Origin of the sequence: Devosia neptuniae, assembly GCF_025452235.1 — a bacterium.
Classification (GTDB): Bacteria; Pseudomonadota; Alphaproteobacteria; order Rhizobiales; family Devosiaceae; genus Devosia.
Genome location: NZ_CP104965.1, coordinates 3,302,167 through 3,325,878, shown reverse-complemented (window position 1 = coordinate 3,325,878; position 23,712 = coordinate 3,302,167). Strand labels below are relative to the sequence as shown.

Annotated in this window: 21 protein-coding genes and 1 pseudogene; 5 read left to right on the top strand and 17 right to left on the bottom strand. The window is 61.3% G+C overall.

All coding sequences use genetic code 11. The features are described 5' to 3' along the window. Positions 1–4: 4 nt before the first annotated feature. From N8A98_RS19120 to N8A98_RS19110, 3 genes are all read right to left on the bottom strand, one after another. The gene (locus N8A98_RS19120; RefSeq protein WP_262167706.1) at positions 5–868 is read right to left on the bottom strand and encodes an ABC transporter permease; all 864 of its coding nucleotides are present in this window, start codon (positions 866–868) and stop codon (positions 5–7) included. Then, the gene (locus N8A98_RS19115) at positions 865–1,629 is read right to left on the bottom strand and encodes an ABC transporter ATP-binding protein (protein ID WP_262172073.1); all 765 of its coding nucleotides are present in this window, start codon (positions 1,627–1,629) and stop codon (positions 865–867) included. The genes N8A98_RS19120 and N8A98_RS19115 overlap by 4 nt, the downstream gene beginning before the upstream one ends. A gap of 134 nt (positions 1,630–1,763) precedes the next feature. After that, a complete protein-coding gene (locus N8A98_RS19110; protein WP_262167704.1) occupies positions 1,764–2,774 on the bottom strand; it encodes an ABC transporter substrate-binding protein in 1,011 nt (336 codons plus the stop codon). Positions 2,775–2,984: 210 nt separating this feature from the next. Between N8A98_RS19110 and N8A98_RS19105 the strand changes: the two genes are divergently transcribed. Together N8A98_RS19105 and N8A98_RS19100 are read left to right on the top strand one after the other, a co-directional pair. Continuing rightward, positions 2,985–3,374 (top strand): RidA family protein, encoded by a 390-nt coding sequence (locus tag N8A98_RS19105; RefSeq protein ID WP_113120475.1) that lies wholly within the window; start codon positions 2,985–2,987, stop codon positions 3,372–3,374. Positions 3,375–3,384: 10 nt separating this feature from the next. Beyond that, on the top strand, positions 3,385–4,176 hold the full coding sequence (locus N8A98_RS19100) for a creatininase family protein (protein ID WP_262167700.1): 792 nt from the start codon (positions 3,385–3,387) through the stop codon (positions 4,174–4,176). Positions 4,177–4,327: 151 nt separating this feature from the next. Here the strand turns inward: N8A98_RS19100 and N8A98_RS19095 are convergent, their stop codons facing one another. The 7 genes and pseudogenes from N8A98_RS19095 to N8A98_RS19065 form a co-directional block, all read right to left on the bottom strand. Further along, positions 4,328–5,164, bottom strand: coding sequence for an MBL fold metallo-hydrolase (locus N8A98_RS19095; protein ID WP_262167699.1), 837 nt, complete (start codon positions 5,162–5,164; stop codon positions 4,328–4,330). Then, on the bottom strand, positions 5,165–5,947 hold the full coding sequence (locus N8A98_RS19090) for a TatD family hydrolase (protein WP_262167697.1): 783 nt from the start codon (positions 5,945–5,947) through the stop codon (positions 5,165–5,167). Positions 5,948–5,949: 2 nt separating this feature from the next. Further along, positions 5,950–7,501 (bottom strand): annotated as a pseudogene (gene metG, locus N8A98_RS19085) (methionine--tRNA ligase). Continuing rightward, a complete protein-coding gene (locus tag N8A98_RS19080) occupies positions 7,498–8,526 on the bottom strand; it encodes a DNA polymerase III delta subunit-related protein (protein WP_262167696.1) in 1,029 nt (342 codons plus the stop codon). Before N8A98_RS19080 ends, metG begins: the two are co-directional and overlap by 4 nt. Then, positions 8,523–9,209: a dTMP kinase gene (gene tmk, locus N8A98_RS19075; RefSeq protein WP_262167694.1), complete on the bottom strand. Its 687-nt coding sequence runs from the start codon at positions 9,207–9,209 to the stop codon at positions 8,523–8,525. Before tmk ends, N8A98_RS19080 begins: the two co-directional genes overlap by 4 nt. A 21-nt stretch (positions 9,210–9,230) precedes the next feature. Beyond that, complete coding sequence (locus tag N8A98_RS19070; protein WP_262167693.1) at positions 9,231–10,376, bottom strand: D-alanyl-D-alanine carboxypeptidase family protein; 1,146 nt, start codon at positions 10,374–10,376, stop codon at positions 9,231–9,233. Positions 10,377–10,436: 60 nt separating this feature from the next. Then, complete coding sequence (locus N8A98_RS19065) at positions 10,437–11,462, bottom strand: septal ring lytic transglycosylase RlpA family protein (protein ID WP_262172072.1); 1,026 nt, start codon at positions 11,460–11,462, stop codon at positions 10,437–10,439. A gap of 259 nt (positions 11,463–11,721) precedes the next feature. Here N8A98_RS19065 and metH point away from each other — a divergent pair, with 259 nt between their 5' ends. Next, the gene (metH, locus tag N8A98_RS19060; protein WP_262167691.1) at positions 11,722–15,474 is read left to right on the top strand and encodes a methionine synthase; all 3,753 of its coding nucleotides are present in this window, start codon (positions 11,722–11,724) and stop codon (positions 15,472–15,474) included. Positions 15,475–15,478: 4 nt separating this feature from the next. After that, a complete protein-coding gene (locus N8A98_RS19055) occupies positions 15,479–15,823 on the top strand; it encodes a P-loop NTPase family protein (RefSeq protein ID WP_262167689.1) in 345 nt (114 codons plus the stop codon). A gap of 70 nt (positions 15,824–15,893) precedes the next feature. Here the strand turns inward: N8A98_RS19055 and N8A98_RS19050 are convergent, their stop codons facing one another. From N8A98_RS19050 to N8A98_RS19020, 7 genes are all read right to left on the bottom strand, one after another. Further along, the gene (locus tag N8A98_RS19050) at positions 15,894–16,373 is read right to left on the bottom strand and encodes a peptidylprolyl isomerase (protein WP_262167688.1); all 480 of its coding nucleotides are present in this window, start codon (positions 16,371–16,373) and stop codon (positions 15,894–15,896) included. 101 nt (positions 16,374–16,474) lie between these two features. After that, positions 16,475–17,026: a peptidylprolyl isomerase gene (locus tag N8A98_RS19045; protein WP_262167686.1), complete on the bottom strand. Its 552-nt coding sequence runs from the start codon at positions 17,024–17,026 to the stop codon at positions 16,475–16,477. Beyond that, positions 17,023–17,517, bottom strand: coding sequence for a pantetheine-phosphate adenylyltransferase (coaD, locus tag N8A98_RS19040; protein ID WP_113120305.1), 495 nt, complete (start codon positions 17,515–17,517; stop codon positions 17,023–17,025). Before coaD ends, N8A98_RS19045 begins: the two co-directional genes overlap by 4 nt. Positions 17,518–17,548: 31 nt before the next feature. Continuing rightward, on the bottom strand, positions 17,549–18,049 hold the full coding sequence (locus N8A98_RS19035; protein ID WP_262167684.1) for a GNAT family N-acetyltransferase: 501 nt from the start codon (positions 18,047–18,049) through the stop codon (positions 17,549–17,551). Further along, a complete protein-coding gene (locus tag N8A98_RS19030; RefSeq protein WP_262167683.1) occupies positions 18,049–18,666 on the bottom strand; it encodes a LysE family translocator in 618 nt (205 codons plus the stop codon). The genes N8A98_RS19035 and N8A98_RS19030 overlap by 1 nt, the downstream gene beginning before the upstream one ends. A 163-nt stretch (positions 18,667–18,829) precedes the next feature. Continuing rightward, entirely contained in the window at positions 18,830–20,344 is a 1,515-nt protein-coding gene (locus N8A98_RS19025) for an ATP-binding cassette domain-containing protein (protein WP_262167681.1), read from the bottom strand. 571 nt (positions 20,345–20,915) lie between these two features. After that, positions 20,916–21,242 (bottom strand): hypothetical protein, encoded by a 327-nt coding sequence (locus N8A98_RS19020; protein WP_262167679.1) that lies wholly within the window; start codon positions 21,240–21,242, stop codon positions 20,916–20,918. A gap of 198 nt (positions 21,243–21,440) precedes the next feature. Between N8A98_RS19020 and parE the strand changes: the two genes are divergently transcribed. After that, positions 21,441–23,456, top strand: coding sequence for a DNA topoisomerase IV subunit B (gene parE, locus N8A98_RS19015; protein ID WP_390888784.1), 2,016 nt, complete (start codon positions 21,441–21,443; stop codon positions 23,454–23,456). Positions 23,457–23,712 lie beyond the last annotated feature (256 nt).

Below are 23,712 nucleotides of genomic sequence, written 5' to 3'. Positions count from 1 at the left end.
AACCTTAATTCTCCCGCTTGATGGCGCTCTCATGCCAGCGATGGAGCGTCAGCCAGGAGATAAACGAAGTTAGCCCGAAGATGGCAATGCCGGTGCCGCACAGCATCAGCAAGGCAACGAAGAGGCGGGGCAGATTGAGCCGGTACTGGCTTTCCAGCAGCCGGAACGCGAGACCTGCGCCCTGGCCAGCGGAGCCAGCAGCGAATTCTGCGACGACCGCCGCGATCAGCGACAGGCCGCCACCGATCCGCAGCCCGGCCATGAAATAGGGCATGGAGGTCGGAATCTTGAGGTAGAGCAGCGTCTGCCACGGCGAGGCGCCGTAAAGCTCGAACAGGTTCAAGAGGTTATGGTCGACGCTCTTGAGGCCCTGCGCCATATTGGAGAGGATGGGGAAGAAGGCCACGAGAAAGGCGCAGATGAGCAAAGCAGTCTGCGTATCGGGCGCATAGATCAGCAGCAGCGGCGCAATGGCGATCATCGGCGTCACCTGCAGGATCACTGCAAAGGGAAATAGCGCCAGTTCGAGAATGCGCGACTGCACCAACAGGATCGCCAACCCGACGCCGCCAATCAGCGCCAAAGCCAGGGCCATGAAAGTGATCTTGAGGGTGACGAGCAGGGCGGGCCATAGCGTGGCGGAATCGGTGAACAGCGCGATGACGACATCGACCGGCCCAGGCAGGATGTATTTGGGAATGCCGTTGATCGTGACCAGCAAATGCCAGGCCGTGATCGCCAGTACCAGTGCGATAAGGGGGACTGCGATGCGCAATACCTTTTCATTGGTGGTGGCGCGCGGGATCAGTGCAGCCACGGCGGCATCAGTGCCGGCTTCGGCTGGGGCGATGGTCTTGATCTGGTTCATGACGTGATCTCCGCAGCATGGATGGCGCGTTGCAGCGCATCCGAAACGGTCTGGCAGGTCTGCCGATAGCCCTCGGAATTGCGATAATCGTGGTCGCGAACGGGGGGCTGGGTGATCTGCATATCGGTGAACACCTGGCCCGGCCGCGCCCGCATCACCACGATGCGGCTCGACAGATAAGCGGACTCGTAGACTGAGTGGGTGACGAAAATCACCGTCATGCCGAACTGCTGCCACAGCCGCAGCACGTCGTCATTGAGCTTCTGGCGGGTGATTTCATCGAGCGCGGCAAAGGGCTCATCCATCAGCAGCAGCTTGGGCCGCGTGACGATGGCGCGCGCAATCGAGACGCGCATGCGCATGCCGCCGGACAGCTCGCGGGGATAGGATTTCGCGAAATCCGCCAGACCGACACTGGCCAGCCCTTCCATGATCCGCTCGCGCGCATCCGCCTTGGAAACGCCCCTGAGCTTGAGCGGCAGGTGCACGTTGTCGAACACGCTGGCCCAGGGCATCAGGGTCGGGTCTTGGAACACAAACCCCACATCGCCCTCGGGCAGGCCCTTGGTGTTGATCTTGGACGATGGCCAATCGATGCTGCCCGAGCTTGGCGCACCCAGCCCCGCAATGATGCGCAGGGCCGTCGACTTGCCGCAACCGGAGGGGCCGAGTAGCGAGATGAACTCGCCGGCTTTCACATCCAGCGACATGTCCTTGAGGGCCAGCGTGCCGTTGGAGAACACTTTGGTGACGTTGCGCATCGAGACGATGGCGCGAGGAGCTTCGACCTCGATGGGACGAGCGGCGACGGCAGCTGATGTATCGGTCAATATCGGAACCCGGATTAGGGTCAAAACAGCGCGGACGGGATTGCCCGCGCCGATTGATCGCGGTGCTATTCGGCCTTGGCCAGTTCCAGACCCACGCCCTTGCAGACAAATGCGGTCGAGAACGACTTGGAGATATCAATACCGGCTTCATAAACGCCGGCCTTGACCATCATGTCATAGAAAGCCTGCCAGCGTTCGGCCGTCATGCAGCCAATGCCCTGGGTCTCGGCTTCGCCTGATACAACCACGCCATATTCCTTGAGCTTGGCGATCGAGAAGGCGATCTGACCATCGGTCATCTCGGGATTGTCCTTCTTGATCAGGTCGTTAGCGGCTGTGTTGTCACCATAAAGGTAATTGTACCAGCCGATGATCGAGGCATCGACGAAGCGCTGCACCAGGTCGGGCTTGGTGTCGACGATCTCTTGCCGGGTTTCGATGGCGGTGGAGTAGGGGTCGTAGCCATAGTCGGCGAGCAGGTAAATCTTGGGCGCCCAGCCGGTCTGGCGCTCAATTTCATAAGGTTCGGAGGTCAGATAACCCTGCTGCACGGCCAGCGGATCGGCGATGAAGGGCGCGGGATTGAAGGTGTAAGGCTCGTATTTGTCGTCGGAGAAACCTTCCATCGACGACTTCATCCACGGCCAGAAGCCGCTGAACAGGCTGTCCTTGCCCAGGATCATCTTGCTGGCGCCGGTCAGGCTCGCCAGATCAGTAAAGGGTGCATCGGGATGCGCCAGCAGGACCTGCGGGTCCTTCTGGAAAATCGCTGCGACGGTGACGACGGGGATGCCGCGCGATACCGAGTCGATGGTGCCCATGCCGCCCATGTAGAAGTCCAGCTGACCGGCAACCAAGAGCTGACCATTTGGCGCCTGCGGGCCGCCCTGGCGGATGGTCACGTCCAGGCCATACTTGGCGTAAGTGCCATCGGCGACGGCCTGGTAATAGCCGCCATGCTCGGCCTGGGCGAGCCAGTTGGTGCCGAATGTGACCTTGTCCTGGGCCGTGGCGGCACCCGACAGGGCACCGAAGATCAGGACCGACGATGAGACGAGTTTGGTAATATCGTGCATGTTGCGCTCCCCGGCATGGCTATGGGCAGCCACGACCAATTTCTGTGCGACCGCGTCGCTTGCGCAATTGTTGGCCCGGTCTTGGTCTGTTGTGAAGTCAAAAAATGAGCAGCTGCACAAAATGCCTGCCATGCATGCAAATTGTGCAGTTTGGGCTAGGCAAGCGGTTTACCGGACGCTAGCATCGCCACCTCAAGGAAGTTTTTGACTATGGCGACGCCCCTCTCTCCCCACCAGATTCATCCGCCTTTCGCGCCTTACAGCCACGGCATTGTCGTGCCGCCGGGGCAGCGTCTGGTGTTCTGTTCCGGCCAATTGGGCATTGGGGCAGACAAGATTGTGCCGCCCGACTGCGCAGGCCAAACGCGCATCTGTTTTGACAATATCGCGGCGATTTTGGGCGAGGCCGGCATGACGCTCGCCAATATCATCCGCATCAACGCCTATGTGACGGGCAGGGAGCACCTGCCGGACTATATGGGCGTACGCAACGTACTGTTCGCCGAGCCCTATCCCGCCTCGACCCTGATGATTGTTTCCGGCTTTGCCCGGCCCGAATTCGTGGTCGAAATCGAAGCCATTGCCGCCGGACCGGCCTGAGGACCTTTCTATGACCCGCAAAATCTGGTGGACCGACTTTTCCGCGTCCGATTTCAACAATATCGACCCGGCAAAGACCATTGCCATCCTGCCCATCGCGGCCGTCGAGCAGCACGGCCCCCATCTACCGGTGGGCACGGACACGATCATCAACCAGTCGATGATGGAGCTGCTCGCGGCCCGCGCGCCGGCCGAGCTCGATATTCGCATCCTGCCAGTTCAGGCCATTGGCAAATCCAACGAACATATCTGGGCCAAGGGCACGATCAGCCACAAGGCAGCCAATCTGATCGACGCCTGGACGCAGATCGGACTGGAAGTGGCGCGGGCAGGGGTCCGCAAGATCATTTTCGTCAATTCGCATGGCGGCAATGAAGAGATCATGGGCATCGTCGCCCGCGAACTGCGGGTGCAAGCCGGCATGTTGGCCGTCAAAAGCGGCTGGCGCTTCACGCCATCCGGGCTATTGAGCGAGCTCGAACGCCGCCACGGCATCCATGGCGGGGATGCCGAAACCTCGCTCGTCCTGCATTTCCGGCCCGATCTAGTCGATATGAGCCGCGCCGAGAACTTCGTGTCCATCGCAGCGCGCGACGAGGCCGAATACAAATATCTGCGGCCCACCGGCGCTTTCGGCCACACCTATGCGTGGATCGCCTCCGACATCAATCCGGGCGGCGCAGTTGGCGATGCGTCTATCGCAACAGCAGAAAAGGGCCGCGAGATCGCCGAGCACAATGTCGCCGGCATGCTCGAAGTCCTCGCCGAAATTGAACGCATGCCGCTACCAGGCAGTCGCTAGGCGGGGCCGGCGATTATCGGAACGACATAGTGGGCGGGTCTGGCCAGTGGCCTCTGTCGTATATCCATCATTCGCATAATATATATTATGGAACTAAAATGGATCAAAATGCCTAGGCATTGCGGGCCTTTAAGCCAACTGCACCACAAACCTAGCGATTGAGGATGCATCCGGACAGCACGTCGATCTGCATGCCATCGAATGCCGGCGTGACGTTTGCCGGCGTTGCGGTTTCGGTTGCACGGTAGTCGAGATCGATATGCATGTTGGTGAGCACGGCTTGGCTGGGTGCGAATTGGGCGATCAGGTCCAAGGTCTCAGGCAAGCTTAGGTGGCTGGGATGCGGCGTCGGCCGTAGCGCATCGATGACCCAGATCGAGAGACCCGATATCGCCTCATGCGACTGCGGCGGAAAGCCCGACAGATCGCAGCAATAGGCAAAGTCGCCGATGCGGAAGCCCAGCGAGGAAATATCGCCATGGGTCTGCTCGAAGGCCTGGACTGCGACGGAGCCGCCCGGCCCGTCCACGATGCATTTCGCGTCCGGCGCGATCGTGTGAGCGCTCAAGATGGGCGGATACGAACTGCCGGACGGCGCGGTGAAGCAATAGCCGAAGGCTTCGCGGAGGCGTTCGCCAGTGACCTGGGTGAAGTACACGTCGACCAGGCGGCGATTGTGCAACGCCAATACGCGCAGATCATCGATGCCATGGGTGTGGTCGGCATGCTCATGGGTATAGAACACGGCGTCGACGCGATCGACTTGAGCATCCAGCAACTGCTCGCGCAGATCGCAGCCGGTGTCGATCAGGACCCGTGTCGGCTCGCTGCTGCCGTCGCTCCAGCCCTCGATGAGCAAGGAACAGCGGCGGCGCCGATTGCGCGGCTCGGCCGGGTCGCAATCGCCCCAGACATTGCCGATGCGCGGCACGCCGCCCGATGAGCCGCACCCCAGGATCGTTGCGATGATCCGTTGCGCAGCCGCCATCTAGGCGCTCAAACCGGTTTTGGCGAAGAGCCGCGCAAAATTGGCCGTGGTCTGTTGACCCAGCGTCGCCAGATCGATGCCTCGAACTTCGGCCAGTTTTGCCGCCGTATGCCGCACGAATGATGGCTCATTGGATTGGCCGCGATGCGGAATCGGCGCCAGATATGGTGCGTCAGTCTCCACCAGATAGCGATCCGCCGGGACGATCTTGGCCACGTCGCGGATTTCCTCGGCATTTCGGAAGGTGATAATGCCGGAAAACGAGATATAGCCGCCCAAAGCGAGCGCCCTGTTCGCCAAATCCGTGCCCGCCGTGAAGCAATGCAGCACGAAGGGGAAGGCCCCCTGCCCGCTCTCCTCTTCGAGGATAGCCGCCATGTCATCATCGGCCGCGCGGCTGTGGATAACCAGTGGAAGACCTGTGGATCGCGCCGCCGCAATGTGCCGGCGCAAACCGGTGGCCTGCGCCTCGCGCGGCGCATTGTCATAGAAATAGTCGAGCCCGGCTTCACCGATCGCAACGCAGCGCGGATGGGCGGAAAGCCGGATCAAATCCTCGGTCTGGATATGCAATTCCTGGTCCGCATTATGCGGATGCGTGCCGACCGAGCACCAGACGTTCTGGAAACGTTCCGCGATGGCTGCGTATGTGGAAAAGTTATCCACACGCGTGGATATCGTCACCATGCCATCGACGCCCGCCGCCGCCGCACGCGCCATCACGCCCTCGATATCACCGGCCAGGGCCTCGAAGTCGAGATGGCAATGACTATCGATCAGCATGGTCAGGAAGCCTTGCGCTCGAGCCGTGCGAAAACGCCCTGGGGCACCGGCAAAGCGGCGCCGGTCTGCAGCCCATTGGCAAGCTGCGCGGCCGCCAGAATGCGTTCCTCAGCCGGAACAGCCAGTTGATCGAGGATCGCATTGGCCGATCTCGGCGCGAAAGCAAGCAGCGGAATGGTCAGCCGGCGAACCACATCTGCCGTCAAATAGAGCACTGAGCCCATCCGCACCGGATCGGTTTTCTTGAGCGCCCACGGCTCCTGAGCCGCAAAGTAGTTATTCGCCGCACTCAGCGCCGCAATGATCGCACCCGCCGCCTCATGCACCAGCTGACCATCCATGGCCCGCTGCGCCTCGGCCAATGCCGTCTCGACCTCAGCCACGATAGCCTCGTCGTCCGGCGTTGCCCCGGCATATTCCGGTACCAGGCCATCGCAGTTCTTGTTGATCATCGAGAGCGAACGCTGCGCCAGATTGCCCAGATTGTTGGCAAGATCGGCATTGACGCGGTTGACCAATTTATCGCGGCTATAATCGCCATCCTGCCCGAAAGACACTTCGCGGAGCAGGAAATAGCGCAGCTGATCGACGCCGAATTCCTCAGCAAGTTCAAACGGATCGACCACATTGCCGAGCGACTTGCTCATCTTCTGGCCGTCCACAGTCAGGAAGCCATGCGCAAACACGCGATGCTGCACATCGATGCCCGCGCTCATCAGGAAAGCGGGCCAATAGACGGTGTGGAAGCGAATGATGTCCTTGCCGACCACATGCAGATCGGCCGGCCAAAACTTCTTGAACAGCGTGCTCTGCTCATCGGGAAAGCCCAGGCCGCTGATATAATTGGTCAGCGCATCGACCCACACATACATCACATGCCCAGGCGCGCCCGGCACGGGAACGCCCCAATCGAATGTGGTGCGCGAAATCGACAGATCCTTCAGGCCGCTTTTGACGAAGGAAATGATTTCATTGCGCCGCTCCTTGGGCGCGATGAAATCCGGGTTGCTCTCATAAAGATCGAGCAGCTTCTGCTGATAGGCCGACAGGCGGAAGAAATAGGTCGGCTCTTCGACCCAGTTCACCTCGGCGCCGGATGGGGCAAAGCGCTTGCCATCCTTCTCCGTCAGTTCGTCCTCGTCGAAATAGGCTTCGTCGCGCACCGAATACCAGCCCTTATAGGTCGACTGGAAAATGTCGCCATTATTGCTGGCGGCCATTTTGGACCAGATCGCCTGGCTGGCTTCGTGGTGACGCGGCTCGGTGGTGCGGATAAAATCGTCGTTAGAGATGTCCAACAGCTCGGCCAGCCGGCGGAATTCGCCGGAATTGCGATCGGCCAACTCGCGCGGGGTGACCTCCCTGCGCTGCGGCAGTCTGCACCATCTTGATGCCATGCTCGTCAGTGCCGGTCAGGAAATAGACTTCGCGGCCTTCCAGCCGCTTCCAGCGGGCGATGGCGTCGGTCGCGATCATCTCATAGGCGTGCCCGATATGGGGCGCTCCATTGGGATAGGAGATCGCTGTGGTGACGTAGAAGGGCTTTGCGGTCATCGTGGCTCGGCGGAAACGGGAACAGTCAGTGAAACATGCTTTCTGATCGCATCGAAAATGGCGGCCAGCGTCTGTTTCATGTCCAGATTGATGCTGTCGGCCTCGGCGAGCAGGGCGTGTGCCTTGTCCCATAGCTCGTTGGCGGAGGCAAGGCGCTTGCGGGCGCCTGTCTGCATGGCCGCATTGCGGGCTTCGTCGGCCATCCAGTCGTCCAGCATTTCGCGGGCAAACGACAATTCGGTGCCCTGCGCATCGGCGCCCAGGGCATCCGCCAATTGCAGGCTCACACCGGCCGGATGACGCAGCGGATCGGCCAGCCAGGCCTGCAGTGCGCCCAGAGCCGAGCCTTCCTCAAGCGCCAGCGTCTCGAACGCCCGGCGTGGCCGCCCACCGGCAAGCGCAACGGCACGCTGCAATTCGGCCTCGCTTAGGGCATCCCCCTGCTCCATCAACACGGCGGCGACGTCAGCACCGGCAATCGGCCGCAGCGCCAGATTGTGGCAGCGCGATTTGATGGTCGGCAGGAGCTGTCCGGGGCGGTGCGACACCAGCAGGAATGTGGTGTCCGCGGGTGGTTCCTCCAGCGTTTTCAGCAGGGCGTTGGCGGCTGATGGATTGCAGTCGTCGATACTGTCGATGATGGCGATCCGGTGTCCTGCCCTGCCCCGCGTATGATGGAGGGAATCGCGCACCTCGCGGACGTCCTCGACGCGGATAACTGTGTAATAACCCTTGCCGTCCTTGGGGCGGCGGCGCAGCAGGAAGAGGTTGGGGTGGGACATTGCCGCTACCTGTTCCTCGACGCGGCCGGCATCCTCATCGCCCGTCGCCACCAGAATCGCGGCGGCGATTTCAAAGGCGAACGTGGCTTTCCCTATGCCCTGCGGCCCATGCAGCAGGATGGCGCCCGGCAGGCGGCGTTCGGCAATATTGGCAAAAATGGCGTTGCGCGCAGCATCATGCCCACGCGCCCGCTGGCGCCGCTCAGGTAGCGGCACATCCTCGATGGCGTCCGGGTCGCTCATGCCTGCGAACCACGCAGCAATTCGGGAAACCGCTGGCAAACCGCGTCCCAGATCGTGGTCTCCAAGGCATCCGCGCTCTGTTCGGCCGTGATCACGACGCAGCGGTCCGGGTTGTTGCGGGCAATTTCAAGAAACCCCTCGCGCAGCCGCTTGTGCCAATTCAGGTCTTCCTTTTCGAAGCGATCGCCCGTCTGGACCAGCCCGTCCTCGATGGCGCGCAAGGCCACACGCTTGAAGGCGGCTTCGGGATCCATATCCAGGATGATTGTCAGATCGGGCGTATGCCCGTCGAGGGCTAGGGTTTCGAGGCCGCGGATAAGTTTGTCATCGACGCCGCCGGTCAGGCCCTGATAGGCCCGGGTCGAATCGTGGAAGCGGTCGCAGATAACCCAGGTTCCGGCTTGCAAATTAGGTTCGATCAGTTGCGTGACGTGGTCGAGGCGGGCAGCGGCGAACAGCACGGCCTCGGCCCCGGCGCCCCAGCTCTCCGAGCGCCCCTGCAGGATGAATGAGCGGATCGCTTCGGCCCGCGGCGTGCCACCGGGCTCGCGGGTGCGCATGGCCTCGATGGACAGGCGATGCAGATTGGCCAGCAGGCGTTTGACCTGCGTCGATTTGCCGACGCCTTCGCCACCCTCAAAGGTGATGAAACGGGCCCGGTTGGTTTTTGGCGCTTCCAGCATCAGCCAGTCTTTATCCCAGTCTTAGAGCCAGCCCAAGGCCAGCTGCTTCAGCGCGTCGGTCGCACGGCGCACGATATCGCCCTGCTCTACCGTCTCGGCGGCAAAGAGCGGCGCGGTCTGTACCAGTTGTTCGTCGCAGAACACGCGCAATTCCGCAACCTTGTCGCCCGCATTGACCGGCGGCATTAACGGCCCCGTATAGACCACTGATGCGCCAAGGCATTTGCGCGATCCACGCGGCAGATAGAGGGCAATTTCTCCCTCGCCAACCAGGCCGACGCTGCCACTCGTACCACCATAAACATTGGCATAAGCCACCACGGCGCCATCCGCATAAGCCGCAACCCGCTCGAAAGCTCGGGCGCCCCAGGTGATCAGCTTGCGCCCTTCTTCGGTGCGTTCGGCCATGGATTTGAGGCCATGCACCACGGCAATCAGCCGCCGCCCGCCATCGTCGGTGGAGATCACCGAACCGTAGCCTGCGGCTTCGGTATGCCCGGTCTTGAGACCGTCGACGCCGATTCCCAGCTCGACCAGGGAATTGCGGTTGGCCTGTTTGATCCCGTTCCACTCCATCTCCGGCTCGGAGAAATAGTGGTAATATTCGGGAAAATCATGGATCAGGTAGCGTGCCAGATCGGCAAGATCGCGGGCCGTTACATGCATGTTTGGGTCCGGCAAACCGGTCGCATTGGTGAAGACCGAGCCTTCCAGCCCGATATCTTCGGCCAACTCGTTCATCATCGCGGCAAAGCTGGTTTCGGAGCCCGCAATGCCCTCGGCCAGCACGATAGCCGCGTCATTGCCCGATTGAATAATCACCGAGCGGATAAGGTTTTCGACGCTGATCTTGGAGTTGAGCTCCGCGAACATGGTCGAGCCGCCGGAGGCCGCGCCGCCGGTGCGCCACGCATGTTCGGAGACGAAGAACTCGTCGTTCATCTTGACGCGGCCGGCCCGGACTTCATTGAAGACGACGGCGATGGTCATGAGCTTGGCCATGCTGGCCGGCTCCATCGGCAGGTCGGCGTCTTTCTGGAAAATCACCGTGCCGGATTCTTCATCCATGAGGATGGCGAAACGAGCTTTGGTGTCGAAAGAGGCTTGCGCGAAAGCCGGCGCGGTCAGCGCCAGCAGGAGGACAATAATCGGCGCTATCAGCTTCACGAACCAGGCCTCCAATCCCTTTCGGGCCGGCACCCAGGATAGCCGCGCCGGCTTTATAGACTAATAGAGATTTACGTCGCCGAGGCCAAGTTTTCGTGCCAGCGCGATAGCGTCTTCGCGACCAACGCCGGGCTTGAGATAAGTCAGCGTTAGCCGCGTTGCTGGCTTGCCATTGACGGAAACTGGCTCTTCCAGAACCGAACCGATAACAGCAAATTGTTCGGACAGCGCGATTGCATTGGCCTGGTCCGAGAAGACACCCAGCCCCAGCTTGATCGTGCGCGAGTCGGCATCCACTGACTTGGCCCAATCCTGCAGGTCGGGAGACTTGGTCGCCATGGCGTTGACGGCGGCGAAGGCCGTGCCGATGTTCGCGTCCTGGGCCTGCGGCGTGGTGTCGGAATAGGAGAATAGATTGCCGAAGAAATTGCCGGCCATGTCGGCCAGGCTGTTGGTGCCATCGGCATAACGCGTGCCGCCGGAGATGGGCGGGCCGTCATAGCTGGCCAGCAGAGCGCGGGTGTCGTCGCCCTCGAGCGGGGCTTTGCCGACATATTCGACCTGCACCTGTGTGGAGCCGTTATTGACGTAGCCGAGCATCTCGGCGGCGCGGTGGGAGAGGTCCATGATGCGGCCGGGGAGATAGGGGCCGCGGTCGTTGACGCGGACCACGATGGAGCGGCCATTTTCCTGATTGGTCACCCGGACATAGGATGGCAGCGGCAATGTGGGATGGGCGCCGGTGATGGCATTGGCGGAGAATATCTCGCCATTGGCTGTGCGGCGACCGTGAAAATCCGAGCCATACCAGGACGCATTGCCGACAGCCCGGTAGTTCGGATCCTCTTGAGGAACATAGACTTTTCCGCGCACCGTATAGGGCTGGCCAACCTGATAGCGACCGCCGCCCTTGGGGGGATTGGGATTGTTGGTAACGCGGGGAGAAACGCCGACGCCATACTCTTTCGAGCTGAAGGCGCCGCGCTTGACGGTGGCGCCAAGGCCGCCGGTATAGCAGGCCGCAAGTGTTGGGGCGATCAGGGCGCCGAGGGCCACGAGGCGAATGGCTTGGCGCCAGGGGGTCATCGTCACGGTACGCAAACTCTTACGCTGGTCACACTGGTACGCACAGATCATAACGCGATCTCGTGCCGTAATGCGCAAAGAACCCTTTTCTGGTTTCAGCCAGGTTAAAGGGAACGGACTGTTAGCGTTGAGCGTAGCATTTGACGTAAATTGGCGGTGCTTGAGTGCAAAATGTGGCAGTGCTCCTGTCCTTGCATCTCAAGGGATATAAAGATATCTTTATGTCACCGGAAATATCGATCGAACCGAGGTGATGGCGATGAGCCAGCATGAGAACGCCCATATCCCCGACTGGAACGAGGTCCGCACTGCGCTGGCCGAGGCAGCGCGCGAGCGCATCCTGATTCTGGACGGCGCCATGGGCACCATGATTCAGCGCCTCAAACTCACCGAGGAAAATTTCCGCGGTGAACGGTTCAAGGATTGGACGCTGCCGCTGCAAGGCAATAACGACCTGCTGGTTATAACCGAACCGCAGATGATCGAGGATATCCATTACCAGTATTTCATGGCTGGGGCGGATATCGCCGAGACCAACACGTTTTCGGCCACCTCGGTGGCGCAAGCGGACTATGCCTGTGAAAGCGCGGTCTATGACATCAACTACCAGGGCGTGCTCGTCGCACGGCGCGCCGCCTTGCGGGCTGAAGCCGAGGACGGAAAGCGGCGGTTCGTGGCGGGTGCGCTTGGGCCCACCAACAAGACCTCGTCCATGTCGACGGACGTCAATAGCCCCGGTCACCGCGCCATCACCTTTGATGAGCTGGTCGTGGCCTATGGCGAAGCCATAACCGGGCTGGTGGATGCCGGCGCCGACCTGCTGCTGTTCGAGACCATCACCGACACGCTGAACACCAAGGCCGGCATCTTTGCGGCACAAAAGCTGTTCCGCGAACGCGGCATCGATGTGCCGATCATGATTTCGGGCACCATCACCGATCTTTCCGGCCGTACCCTCTCCGGCCAGACGCCGACGGCGTTCTGGTATTCGGTGCGCCACGCCAATCCGCTGACCATCGGGCTTAACTGCGCCCTGGGCGCCAATGCCATGCGCGCGCATCTGGGCGAATTGTCCGATGTGGCCGATACGTTCATCTGCGCCTATCCCAATGCCGGCCTACCCAATGCCTTCGGCCAGTATGACGAGACGCCCGAATTCATGGCCGAGCAGATCGAAGGCTTCGCGGCCTCGGGCTATGTCAACATTGTCGGCGGCTGCTGCGGTTCGACGCCGGACCATATTCGCGCCATCGCCGAGGCGGTGGGTAAGCACAAGCCCCGCGTGGTGCCCGAGGCCGACAAGCTGCTGCGCCTGTCCGGGCTTGAGCCCTTCACGCTGACCAGCGACATCCCCTTCGTCAATGTGGGCGAACGCACCAATGTCACGGGCTCGGCTCGCTTCCGCAAGCTGATCACTGCCGGCGATTATACCGCCGCGCTCGATGTCGCGCGCGACCAGGTGGCCAACGGGGCCCAGGTCATCGATATCAACATGGATGAGGGCCTGATCGACAGTAAGCAGGTGATGATCGAGTTCCTCAACCTGCTGGCCGCCGAACCCGATATCGCCAAAGTGCCGTTGATGATCGACTCTTCCAAATGGGAGGTGATCGAGGCGGGCCTGAAATGCGTGCAGGGCAAGGCGCTGGTCAATTCCATCTCGATGAAGGAAGGCGAAGAGCAGTTCCTGCATCACGCGCGGCTCGTGCGCGCCTATGGCGCTGCCGTGGTGGTGATGGCCTTTGACGAACAGGGCCAGGCGGACACGCTGGAGCGCAAGGTCGAAATCTGCACGCGCGCCTATAGGCTGCTGACCGAGGAGGTGGGATTCCCGCCCGAAGATATCGTGTTCGACCCCAATGTGTTCGCGGTTGCTACCGGCATCGAGGAGCATAATGGCTATGGCGTCGCCTTCCTTGAGGCGACCAAGATCATCACCGACACCCTGCCCCATGTGCATATTTCGGGCGGCATCTCCAACCTGAGCTTCTCGTTCCGCGGCAATGAGCCGGTGCGCGAAGCCATGCATGCGGTATTTTTGTACTATGCCATCCAGAATGGCATGGACATGGGCATCGTCAATGCCGGGCAGCTGGCGGTCTATGAGAGCATCGACCGGGAACTCCGCGACGCCTGCGAGGATGTGATCCTCAACCGGCGCGAGGATGCGACCGATCGCCTGCTGGCGCTTGCCGAACGCTATCGCGGCGCCGCCGGCAAGGAAGTTGCCGCCAAGGATTTGAGCTGGCGCGAAAAGTCCGTCGAGGACCGCATCGCCCATGCGCTGGTCAATGGCATTACCGAATATATCGATGCCGATACCGAAGAAGCCCGCCAGAAGCTGCCGCGGCCATTGCATGTCATCGAAGGCCCGCTCATGGCCGGGATGAGCATCGTTGGCGACCTGTTCGGCTCGGGCAAGATGTTCCTGCCGCAGGTGGTGAAATCCGCCCGCGTGATGAAGCAGGCCGTGGCTTTGCTGCTGCCCTATATGGAAGCCGAGAAGAATGCCGATGGCAACGCCACCGGCCGCAAGAGCGCCGGCAAGGTGCTGATGGCGACGGTGAAGGGCGACGTGCACGATATCGGCAAGAATATCGTGGGCGTCGTGCTGAGCTGCAACAATTACGAGATCATCGATCTGGGCGTCATGGTGCCCACGGCCAAGATCTTGCAGACGGCGCGCGACGAGAAGGTCGACATTATCGGGCTCTCCGGCCTCATCACGCCCTCGCTGGACGAGATGGTGCATGTGGCCGCCGAAATGGAGCGGGAAGGCTTCAACATCCCCCTGCTGATTGGCGGGGCGACGACCAGCCGCGTCCATACGGCCGTCAAGATTCACCCGCGCTACAACACCGGCCAGGCCGTCTATGTCAACGACGCCAGCCGCGCGGTGGGCGTGGTGGGCAATTTGTTGTCGCAGGACACCAAGGTGACGTTTATCGAGCAGGTGCGCGCCGAATACGCCAAGGCGGCCAATGCCCACTTGCGGGCGGAGGAAGAAAAGCAGCGCCTGCCGCTGGCCAAGGCCCGCGCCAATGCCTTCAAGCCGGACTGGTCGGCCTATGCGCCGCCCAAGCCCAGCTTCCTTGGCACGCGTGTGTTCGAGGACTATGACCTCGAAACGCTGGCGAAATATATCGACTGGACGCCCTTCTTCCAGACCTGGGAGCTCAAGGGCCGCTACCCCGCCATTCTGCAGGATGAAAAGCAGGGCGAGGCGGCGCGGCAGCTATTTGCCGATGCGCAGAAGATGCTCAAGCAGATCATCGACGAGCAATGGTTCCATCCGCGCGCCGTGGTCGGCTTCTGGCCGGCCAATGCGGTGGGCGACGATATCCGGCTGTATAAGGATGAGGGCCGCGCCGAGGAATTGGCTACGCTGTTCACCCTGCGCCAGCAGCTTTCCAAACGCGATGGTAAGCCCAACATGGCCCTGAGCGATTTCGTGGCGCCGGCTGGCACGCCCGACTATCTGGGTGCCTTCGTCGTCACGGCGGGACTGGAAGAAGTGGCCATTGCCGAGCGTTTCGAACAGCAGAACGACGATTATTCGTCCATTCTGGTCAAGGCGCTGGCTGACCGCTTTGCCGAAGCCTTTGCCGAGGCCATGCATGAGCGGGTGCGGCGCGAATTCTGGGGCTATGGCGCCAGCGAAACCTTCTCGCCCGAGGAACTGGCCGGCGAACCCTATAAGGGCATCCGCCCTGCCCCAGGCTATCCGGCCCAGCCCGACCACACCGAAAAGACCACGCTGTTCCGCCTGCTCGACGCCGAAAAGAATGCCGGGGTGACGCTGACGGAAAGCTACGCCATGTGGCCCGGCTCGTCGGTCTCCGGGCTCTATTTCAGCCATCCGGACTCCTATTATTTCGGCGTGGCCAAGGTGGAGCGCGACCAGGTGCTGGATTATGCCCAGCGCAAAGGCATGGCCGTGGCGGAGGTCGAACGCTGGCTCGGCCCGATCCTCAACTACATCCCCGGCCCCGCCATCGTGGCGGCGGAATAATGCCATGGGCCGCGTCGAACCGATCCCGGTGACCCTGGTAACCGAGCCCACGCGCCTGTTGGCGCTGGGCCCGGACACCGCTTTATTGCGCCTGCCCGCCAATAGCGGGCACGGCCATGCCGATGGCGACTATTGCATCGCCTGCGCCGGCCGCAGCGACGTGCGCACCATGCTGTTCGACCTGCTTGAAGGGGCCAAGCAAGGACTGCGGCCGGCGTTCAAGAATGTGGTGGTGGATGCGAGTGCGGTGGCCGATCCAGGGCAAGTTGTTGCCGCGCTAACGGGCAAACTGCCGGCGCAGGCCATGCGGGACCATACGGTGGCGCGGTTGTTTTATCTGGTGGGGTGAGTGGACGCCGCTCGGTGCTGACGGCCTAAAAGGCGGATGAGGACCAAATATCCTCATCCGCAAGCTTCGCTTAAGCAGCGATATCAGCGGCGACTTTGACCGAGATCATCTTGTCGGGGTTGATCACGGGCTCGCCGCGCTTGATCTGGTCGACATTTTCCATGCCTTCGATGACCTTGCCCCAAACGGTGTACTGCTTGTTGAGGAATGGCGTGTCGCCGAAGCAGATGAAGAACTGCGAATTGGCGCTATCGGGGCTCTGGGCGCGGGCCATCGAGGCGGTGCCGCGCACGTGGGGCTCGGCATTGAATTCCTGCTTCAGATCCGGATACTTCGAACCGCCGGTGCCGCGGCCCTGCGGGCAGCCGGTCTGGGCCATGAAGCCATCGATCACGCGGTGGAACACGATGCCATCGTAAAAGCCTTCGCGTGCCAGCTTCTTGATGTGGGCGACGTGATTGGGCGCCAGATCAGGGCGCATGGCGATGACCACCTTGCCCTTGGTGGTTTCGATGACGAGGGTGTTTTCGGGATCGGTGATCTCGGCCATTTTCTGCAACTTTCGTGTTGGGGGAGGCTTGTCGAAAGCCTTGGCCCCGCATGTAAGGAATGTTGGCGTTTGGCGCAACCCGAGCGGGTCGCCGCGCTGTCCTACTTATATTCGATCTTGGCCGAGACGATCTTGCCGGGGTTCTGGACCATGCCGGACTGATCGGTGCCCTTGGGCAGCGCGTCGACATATTCCATGCCGGAAACGACCTTGCCAAAGATGGTGTATTGGCCATCGAGGAAGCTGGCATCGGCATAGGTGATGAAGAACTGCGAATTGGCCGAGTTCGGATCCTGCGCACGGGCCATGCCGAGCACACCGCGCTGGAAGCTTTCCTTGTCGGTAAATTCGGCGGCCAGATCGGGCAGTTCGGAGCCGCCCATGCCGGTGCCGGTCGGGTCGCCCGTCTGGGCCATGAAGCCGTCGATGACGCGGTGGAAGACCACGCCATTGTAGAAGCCCTCATTGGTCAGCGTCACGATGCGCTCGACATGCTTGGGGGCCAGTGCGGGCAGCAGCTCGATATCGACATCGCCCTTTTCGAGCGTCAGGATTAGGTGTGGCGTGCCGGTCTGGGCGAAGGCTGGAGCGGCGAAGGTTGCGGCCAGCACAGCGGCGGCGACCAGGGCAAAACGGCGGGTAAAGGCGATCATTTGGATTTCAGGGCCTTGAGTACGATTTGCGGGACAAAGGCGGAGATATCGCCGCCCATTTCAGCGATTTGGCGGACCAATGTGGCCGAGATATGCCGCACGGGTGGGCTGGAAGGCAGGAACACGGTCTGCAGATCGGGCGCCATCTGGGCGTTCATGCCCACCATCTGCATTTCATAATTGTAATCGGTGGTGTCGCGCAGACCGCGAATGATCAGCTTGGCGCCGTGCTCGCGCGCCGCATTGACCATCAGGCCGGAGAAATCGACGATTTTGAATTCGGTATCGGTGCGCTTGCCCACCGGGGCGAGCACCTGCTCGAGAATTTCGAGCCGATCGGAATGGGCAAAAAGTGGCGTCTTCTTGCCCGCATTGATGCCGACGGCCACGACGAGCGTATCGACCAGCTTGCAGGCGCGCTCGATGACATCGAGATGCCCATTGGTCAAAGGATCGAACGAGCCGGGATAAAATCCGACGAGCTTGGTCATTGGGCCTTCCCCCTGTTTGGCGCGGTTTGTGTCATGGGTCGGTGGCCCAATGCAAGCGCGGAACCGCGTGAAGCGTAAAGACATCGAGCCCATCAGGGCCGACATCCTGCTCGATCAGGCCCCACTTGAGCCGTTGATAAAAGCCGCGCATAGGCGGCTTGGCACAGAGATAGAGGGGCGAGTGGTCCTGCGCGAAGAGCCTTGTCGTCGCGGCATTGACCAGCGCCTCGGCAATCCCCTGGCCGCGCTTTTCCGGCTCGACCCAGAGGGCGGCGATCCAGGGCGAGAGCAGCGGGCGGGCGTCGAGATCAGATTCTATGGCGGTTACAGTGCCGGTGAACCCCTCGCCATCGGTCGCGACGAGACTGAAGGGAAATGGTCCGCCTGCCAGAACGTCGGCCAGGGCCGTTTCGACATCGGTGAGCGCGGCGCCGTATGGGCGCCAGAATGCCTGCCAGATTCGGTCGGTGACGATGGGTTTGAATTCGGGCGCGTCGTTCAGGTCCTGAATCGCTACCGAGTTGCCGGCCATCAGGCGCGTTTTTGCAGGGCCAGCCAGACGCCGCCGCACATCAGCACTGCGCCGGAAACGCGATTGACCAGGCGCACGCGGGCGGCGGTCAACAGGTGGCGAGCCCGGCCTGCAGCCACGGCATAGATGCAATCGCTGGCGGTAGCGACAGCCATGACGATCAGGCCCAGGATCATGATCTGGCTGAAGGCGGGGCGGCTCACATCGATGAATTGCGGCAGGAAGGCGCTGAGGAACAGCAGGGTTTTGGGATTGGACCAATTGGTCAGCACGCCCTGCCAGATATAGCGACCGACCGGCAGGCGGGCGCCATCGGTAAAGCTGAGCTGGCCGGAGGAGCGGAACATCTTCCAGCCGATCCAGATCAGATAGGCGGCGCCGACAATCTTGATGATTTCAAAGGCGCCGGAGACGACGCTCATCACCGCTTCCAGGCCAATGGCCACGATGAAGACCATGCTGAACATGCCCAATTCGGTGCCAAGAATGGTGAACAGCCCTGCCCTCGTACCACCGGCCAGCGAATTGGCGATGACCACCGACACGGAGGGGCCCGGAATGATGGAGAACAGCAGACAGGCCAGCATGTAAGGCAGAATGATTGCGGGATCGATCATGATGTCTCCTCAGGGAGCCTGATGACGACCCCTACCAGGGAGGTAGCAAGCCATTGCGCGCAGGAAAGTGCAAGAGGGCTTTGGCTGACCGCCAATTGAGCCGCAACGAGGGGGCGAAGGCAATGAGCGTGCGTCTTTGCCCTCCGCCCCTTCGCTAAACCGCCTACCCTGCGACGGTTGCGGCGAAAAACCCTTCCGGATCATCCACTTCCTTCAGTCTCTTACCATCGATCTGCAGGAACCGGCTCCCTAGTGCGCGCACGAAACTGCGGTCATGCGACACCAGGATACAAGTCGCGCCATGGGCCAGGATTTCGCTTTCCAGTTGCTCCTGCCCCGCAATGTCGACATGGTTGGTGGGCTCGTCCAGCAGATAGAAATTGGGCTGGCTCAGCCGTAGCGCCAGGAGGCCCAGCCTGGTCCGCTGCCCGAAAGACAGCGTCGCGATGGGCTTGTCCTGCTTCTCCACCGGGAAGCCGGCGGCGGCCAGCAGGCTCTTGCTGCGCTGGTCGCCATTGTCGAACTGGCCGGTGATGAAGGCCAGCGGCGAAAGCTTGTTGGGCAATTGCGTCATGGCCTGATCGATATAGCCCACATTGAGCTGCGGGCTGACGCGAATGCCGGGCACGTCCTGCCCCGTCATGGCGCGATGCAGATGCCCCATCAGTTGCGATTTGCCCGTGCCATTGCGGCCCAACAGCACCAAGCGGTCGCCCTGAAAAATATGCAGCTTGTCGATACGGAACAGCTTGCGGCCATCGGGCGTGGTCACGTCGAAATTCTCGATGGCCAGCAGCACCCGCGCCTGCGCGCCGCTATTGCTCAGCTTGATGTCGCCCGAGCGCTCCTTGTGCAGTTCGTTGAGATTGTCCTCGATCTTGCTGGCGCGCTCGCGCAAATATTTGGATTTGACCGTCAGCAGGTCGCTACCCGAATTGATGCCGATATTGGTCAGCTTGGCCGCCTGCCGGCGCAGCCGGTCGACCTCTTTCATATCGCGTTCGCGCTTGAGTTCGGCCGCCGCGTCCAGTTCATCAAGCGCCATGCGGGCCTTGCCATAGGGCAGCGGGAAATAGGCCGAATTGCCGGGCCGCAGGAACAGCGTGCGATTGGTCGTGGCGTCGAGAAACGCGCGGTCATGACTGGCAATGATAACCGGGATGTTACGGGCCGCGCGCTCCAGCCAGTTTTCCAGCAGCAGCAGCTTGCCCAGATCGAGGTGGTTGGTCGGCTCGTCGAGCAGCAATGCATCGGGCTCGGCGATCCAGCAGCGGGCGATCAGCGCGATGCGCTGCCAGCCCCCGCTCAACTCCCGTACCGGCTTTTGCCAGAGATCGTCGGGCACTTCGAGATCGACAAGCACCACGTCCACCCGCCAGCTATCGCTGGCCCGGTCTGTCTCAGGCAGTACTGCGAGGACGGCATCGTAAAGCGGCATATCGAGAATGCCCGCCGGCACGTCCTGCTCGACATAGCCGATGCGCAGGCCGCGCGAGCAGATGATCTCGCCTTCGGTAAGTTCGCCCTTGCCCGCTATGGCGCGCAGCAGCGTGGTCTTGCCCTTGCCATTGCCGGCAACCAGGCCCACGCGGTCGCCTTCGGCGATGACGATGTCGAGTTTGCTGAAGAGTGTGTCGGTTGCCGTAAGGCCGGCATTGCGGAGGCTGATCGAGCCCATTTTCGTCTCACTGGTCTGGCGCTGTATATTCGCGCGCCTTTGCATTCACTGCGCGGCTGCAATCAATGCGCCGCCTGGAAGGGCAAACCAGAATGGGAGACAGGAAGACGTGTCAGTACCAGTCGCTGGTCAGCCCTGTAGCTTGTGCCACAGGGCCTCGACGGGGCCGCGCTGACGATGCTCGAACGAAAATCTCATGCAGCCCTCCTCCGTGCTGGTGTTGATCAATGACGCAGCAATAGCCCCGGCCGCCGCGAAAATCAATTCGCGGCGGTCAGATGAGATAGAACAAGGCAGAAACTATAGTCAGCGCCCCAAAACGCGGGACGGACAGCTTGGCCAGCCGGTACGCAATACCTGATCCGGCATGCGGCCAAACACCGAGAAATGAGCCAGCAGGGTTCGCTTGATACGCAGAACGACGATCCCAATCGGCTCGCATACGGCAACTCCAGACAAAAACCGTATGTCCACTGTTTTAGCAGCGGGCGTTTAAGAAAGTGCTTTCAAGAAGCAAACGGAACGTAAATACGGCGCCCGATCTTGGGACGGTTTTGTGCCGATATGCTGCTCAACCCGCCGGGCGCAGGCGCATCCGTTCTTTGATATAGGCGCGGCAATAGTTGTAATTGAGCTGATAGACCCAGCCGCCCTGGGTAGCTCGCACCTTGATCAGCCCGTCATTGGGCACATTCAGCGAGATATCGGTATAGCCAGCGGCAGCAATCGTGTTGCGGATCTGCCGGTCCGTCTGGCAGATCACCCGGCCATGGAAGAAATCTTCCCGTTCATCACCGAAATGGAAGCCGAAGCCAAAAGAGGGCTGCGCTGTCGCGGCGCCGCTCATTCCCCCGATCATGAATAAGACAGAAACCAGGGCTAAACCGATTTTGCGCATGGCCATCTCCCGGCTGCGATACATCAGCTTGCCGCATAGCAGACGCATGCTGAACCAGCGCCGAACTGCCCGCTCATAATTCGTTCAGATATGTGGAAATTCCAAGGCACAGCCGCCGATCGGGCACCAGCGTGCGCTCGGGATCAGATATGTTAAAAGGCGGAATCGCCCGATTCGGGCTTTAATACGGATAGTGCATTGTCCCAGGCAGACGACCTTTTCGGCGGCCCCATCGAACCCGAACGCCCACGGGCAAAGCCCGAGGCGCCCAAGCCCGCCGCTCCAGCGGTAGCAGGAAGCTATTCGGCGGCCGATATCGAGGTTCTGGAAGGGCTCGAGCCCGTCCGCCGCCGGCCGGGCATGTATATCGGCGGCACCGATATCAATGCACTGCATCACCTGTTTGCCGAAGTCATCGACAATTCGATGGACGAGGCCATTGCCGGCCATGCCAGCCGTATCGAAGTGCATTTCGGCGAAGATGGCTACATCACCGTCTCCGACAATGGCCGCGGCATCCCGGTCGAAAAGCATCCAAAATTTCCAGGCCGCTCCACCTTGGAAATCGTGCACACCGTGCTGCATGCTGGCGGCAAGTTTGATTCCAAGGCCTATGAAACCTCGGGCGGCCTGCATGGCGTGGGCGTTTCTGTAGTCAATGCCCTGTCGGACGACATGGTGGTGGAGGTCGCGCGCGAGCAGCAGCTTTACCGCATGACCTTCTCGCGCGGCATTCCGCAGGGCGACATCGTGGCGCTCGGCCGCGTCAACAATCGCCGCGGCACCACCACGCGTTTCCACCCCGATCCTCAGATCTTTGGCGAGGCTGCCAAGTTCTCGGCCGCCCGCCTGTTCAAGATGACGCGCGCCAAGGCCTATCTGTTCGGCGGCGTCGAACTGCGCTGGAGCTGTGATGAGAGCCTGGCCACCGAGGAAGCACCGGCCAAGGCGGTGTTCCACTATCCCGACGGATTGCGCGATTTCATGACCGCGCGGATCGAGGGGGAAACCCGCATTGTCGACGACATTTTCTCGGGCAGCACCGGCAAGGCCGGCTCGCATGGCGCGGTGGAATGGGCAATCGCCTGGACCCTGGGCGACGGCGGCGTGTCTTCCTATTGCAATACCGTGCCGACGCCCGATGGTGGCACCCATGAGACCGGTCTGCGCACCGCCGTGCTGCGTGGGCTCAAGAACTATGCCGAGCTGACCAAGAACAAGGCCGCTGCCATCCTGACGGCCGAAGACGTGTTCGCCCATTGCAGCGCCATGCTCTCGGTGTTCGTGCGCGAGCCCGAGTTCGTCGGTCAGACCAAGGACAAGCTGGCCTCCGGCGAAGCCACCCGCATTGTCGATACGGCTTTGCGCGATGCGTTCGATCATTGGCTCGCCGCCTCGCCCAATCAGGCCGGCAAGCTGATGGACTGGGCGGTCGAGCGGGCCGAAGAACGCCTGCGCCGCCGCAAGGAAAAAGAGATCGACCGCGCCAGTGCCACCCGCAAATTGCGGTTGCCGGGCAAGCTGGCCGATTGCACCCAGGGCGCGGCACAGGGCGCGGAACTCTTCATCGTCGAAGGTGACTCGGCTGGTGGTTCAGCCAAGCAGGCGCGCAATCGCGCCAGCCAGGCCGTGCTGCCGCTGCGTGGCAAGATTCTCAACGTGGCCGGCGCCAGCCGCGAAAAGATGGCGGCCAGCCAGTTGATCGCCGACATGATCCAGGCCCTGGGCTGCGGCACGCGCGATCGCTATCGCGAGGATGACCTGCGCTACGACAAGATCATCATCATGACCGATGCCGACGTAGACGGCGCACACATCGCTTCGCTGCTGATGACCTTCTTCTTCCAGGAAATGCCCAAGCTCATCGATGGGGGGCATCTGTTCCTGGCGCTGCCGCCGCTTTACCGCATCAGCCAAGGCCCCAAGACGCTTTATGCCCGCGATGACGCGCATAAGGACGAACTGATGGCCACCGAGTTCACCGGCAAGAGCAAGGTCGACATCACCCGCTTCAAGGGCCTGGGCGAAATGCCCTATGCGCATCTGCGCGAAACGACCATGTCACCCAAGTCGCGGACGCTGTTGCAAGTCAAAATCCTGGACGAGCTGGATGCCACCAAGATCAGTGTCGATCGCCTGATGGGCAATCGGCCGGAGGCGCGGTTCGACTTCATCCAGGAGAACGCGGCCTTTGTTACGGACCTCGATATCTAGGCGAGTCGAGCCTCACACTGATGTGAATCTCGACTTATCTTGACCATCTGGCCAGCAGTTAATGTTAAATCTTGCAAGGCCGTTGACTTGAAAGGCCTTTGCGCTATGGTCCGCGCCGCTGGAGCATTTCCGGCTTGACGGCTGGTTTTATTGGACACAGTCCGCCTTTGCTGAAGGTGCCCCAGGGCCACTCTGTCGACCAGCACGTGTTGCTCTCGCTTTCGTGGCCACCTCCCGTATGCGGACTGTTTGTGTG

Bases quoted from the DNA above. Each gene is read 5' to 3' on its own strand.
- N8A98_RS19025 (WP_262167681.1), bottom strand. From the start codon at position 20,344: ATGGGCTCGATCAGCCTCCGCAATGCCGGCCTTACGGCAACCGACACA.
- N8A98_RS19030 (WP_262167683.1), bottom strand. From the start codon at position 18,666: ATGATCGATCCCGCAATCATTCTGCCTTACATGCTGGCCTGTCTGCTG.
- N8A98_RS19065 (WP_262172072.1), bottom strand. From the start codon at position 11,462: ATGACCCCCTGGCGCCAAGCCATTCGCCTCGTGGCCCTCGGCGCCCTG.
- N8A98_RS19055 (WP_262167689.1), top strand. From the start codon at position 15,479: ATGGGCCGCGTCGAACCGATCCCGGTGACCCTGGTAACCGAGCCCACG.
- N8A98_RS19100 (WP_262167700.1), top strand. From the start codon at position 3,385: ATGACCCGCAAAATCTGGTGGACCGACTTTTCCGCGTCCGATTTCAAC.
- N8A98_RS19080 (WP_262167696.1), bottom strand. From the start codon at position 8,526: ATGAGCGACCCGGACGCCATCGAGGATGTGCCGCTACCTGAGCGGCGC.
- N8A98_RS19045 (WP_262167686.1), bottom strand. From the start codon at position 17,026: ATGATCGCCTTTACCCGCCGTTTTGCCCTGGTCGCCGCCGCTGTGCTG.
- N8A98_RS19115 (WP_262172073.1), bottom strand. From the start codon at position 1,629: ATGCGCAACGTCACCAAAGTGTTCTCCAACGGCACGCTGGCCCTCAAG.
- N8A98_RS19050 (WP_262167688.1), bottom strand. From the start codon at position 16,373: ATGGCCGAGATCACCGATCCCGAAAACACCCTCGTCATCGAAACCACC.
- N8A98_RS19105 (WP_113120475.1), top strand. From the start codon at position 2,985: ATGGCGACGCCCCTCTCTCCCCACCAGATTCATCCGCCTTTCGCGCCT.
- N8A98_RS19120 (WP_262167706.1), bottom strand. From the start codon at position 868: ATGAACCAGATCAAGACCATCGCCCCAGCCGAAGCCGGCACTGATGCC.
- metH (WP_262167691.1), top strand. From the start codon at position 11,722: ATGAGCCAGCATGAGAACGCCCATATCCCCGACTGGAACGAGGTCCGC.
- N8A98_RS19095 (WP_262167699.1), bottom strand. From the start codon at position 5,164: ATGGCGGCTGCGCAACGGATCATCGCAACGATCCTGGGGTGCGGCTCA.
- N8A98_RS19035 (WP_262167684.1), bottom strand. From the start codon at position 18,049: ATGGCCGGCAACTCGGTAGCGATTCAGGACCTGAACGACGCGCCCGAA.
- coaD (WP_113120305.1), bottom strand. From the start codon at position 17,517: ATGACCAAGCTCGTCGGATTTTATCCCGGCTCGTTCGATCCTTTGACC.
- N8A98_RS19110 (WP_262167704.1), bottom strand. From the start codon at position 2,774: ATGCACGATATTACCAAACTCGTCTCATCGTCGGTCCTGATCTTCGGT.
- tmk (WP_262167694.1), bottom strand. From the start codon at position 9,209: ATGCTGGAAGCGCCAAAAACCAACCGGGCCCGTTTCATCACCTTTGAG.
- N8A98_RS19020 (WP_262167679.1), bottom strand. From the start codon at position 21,242: ATGCGCAAAATCGGTTTAGCCCTGGTTTCTGTCTTATTCATGATCGGG.
- N8A98_RS19090 (WP_262167697.1), bottom strand. From the start codon at position 5,947: ATGCTGATCGATAGTCATTGCCATCTCGACTTCGAGGCCCTGGCCGGT.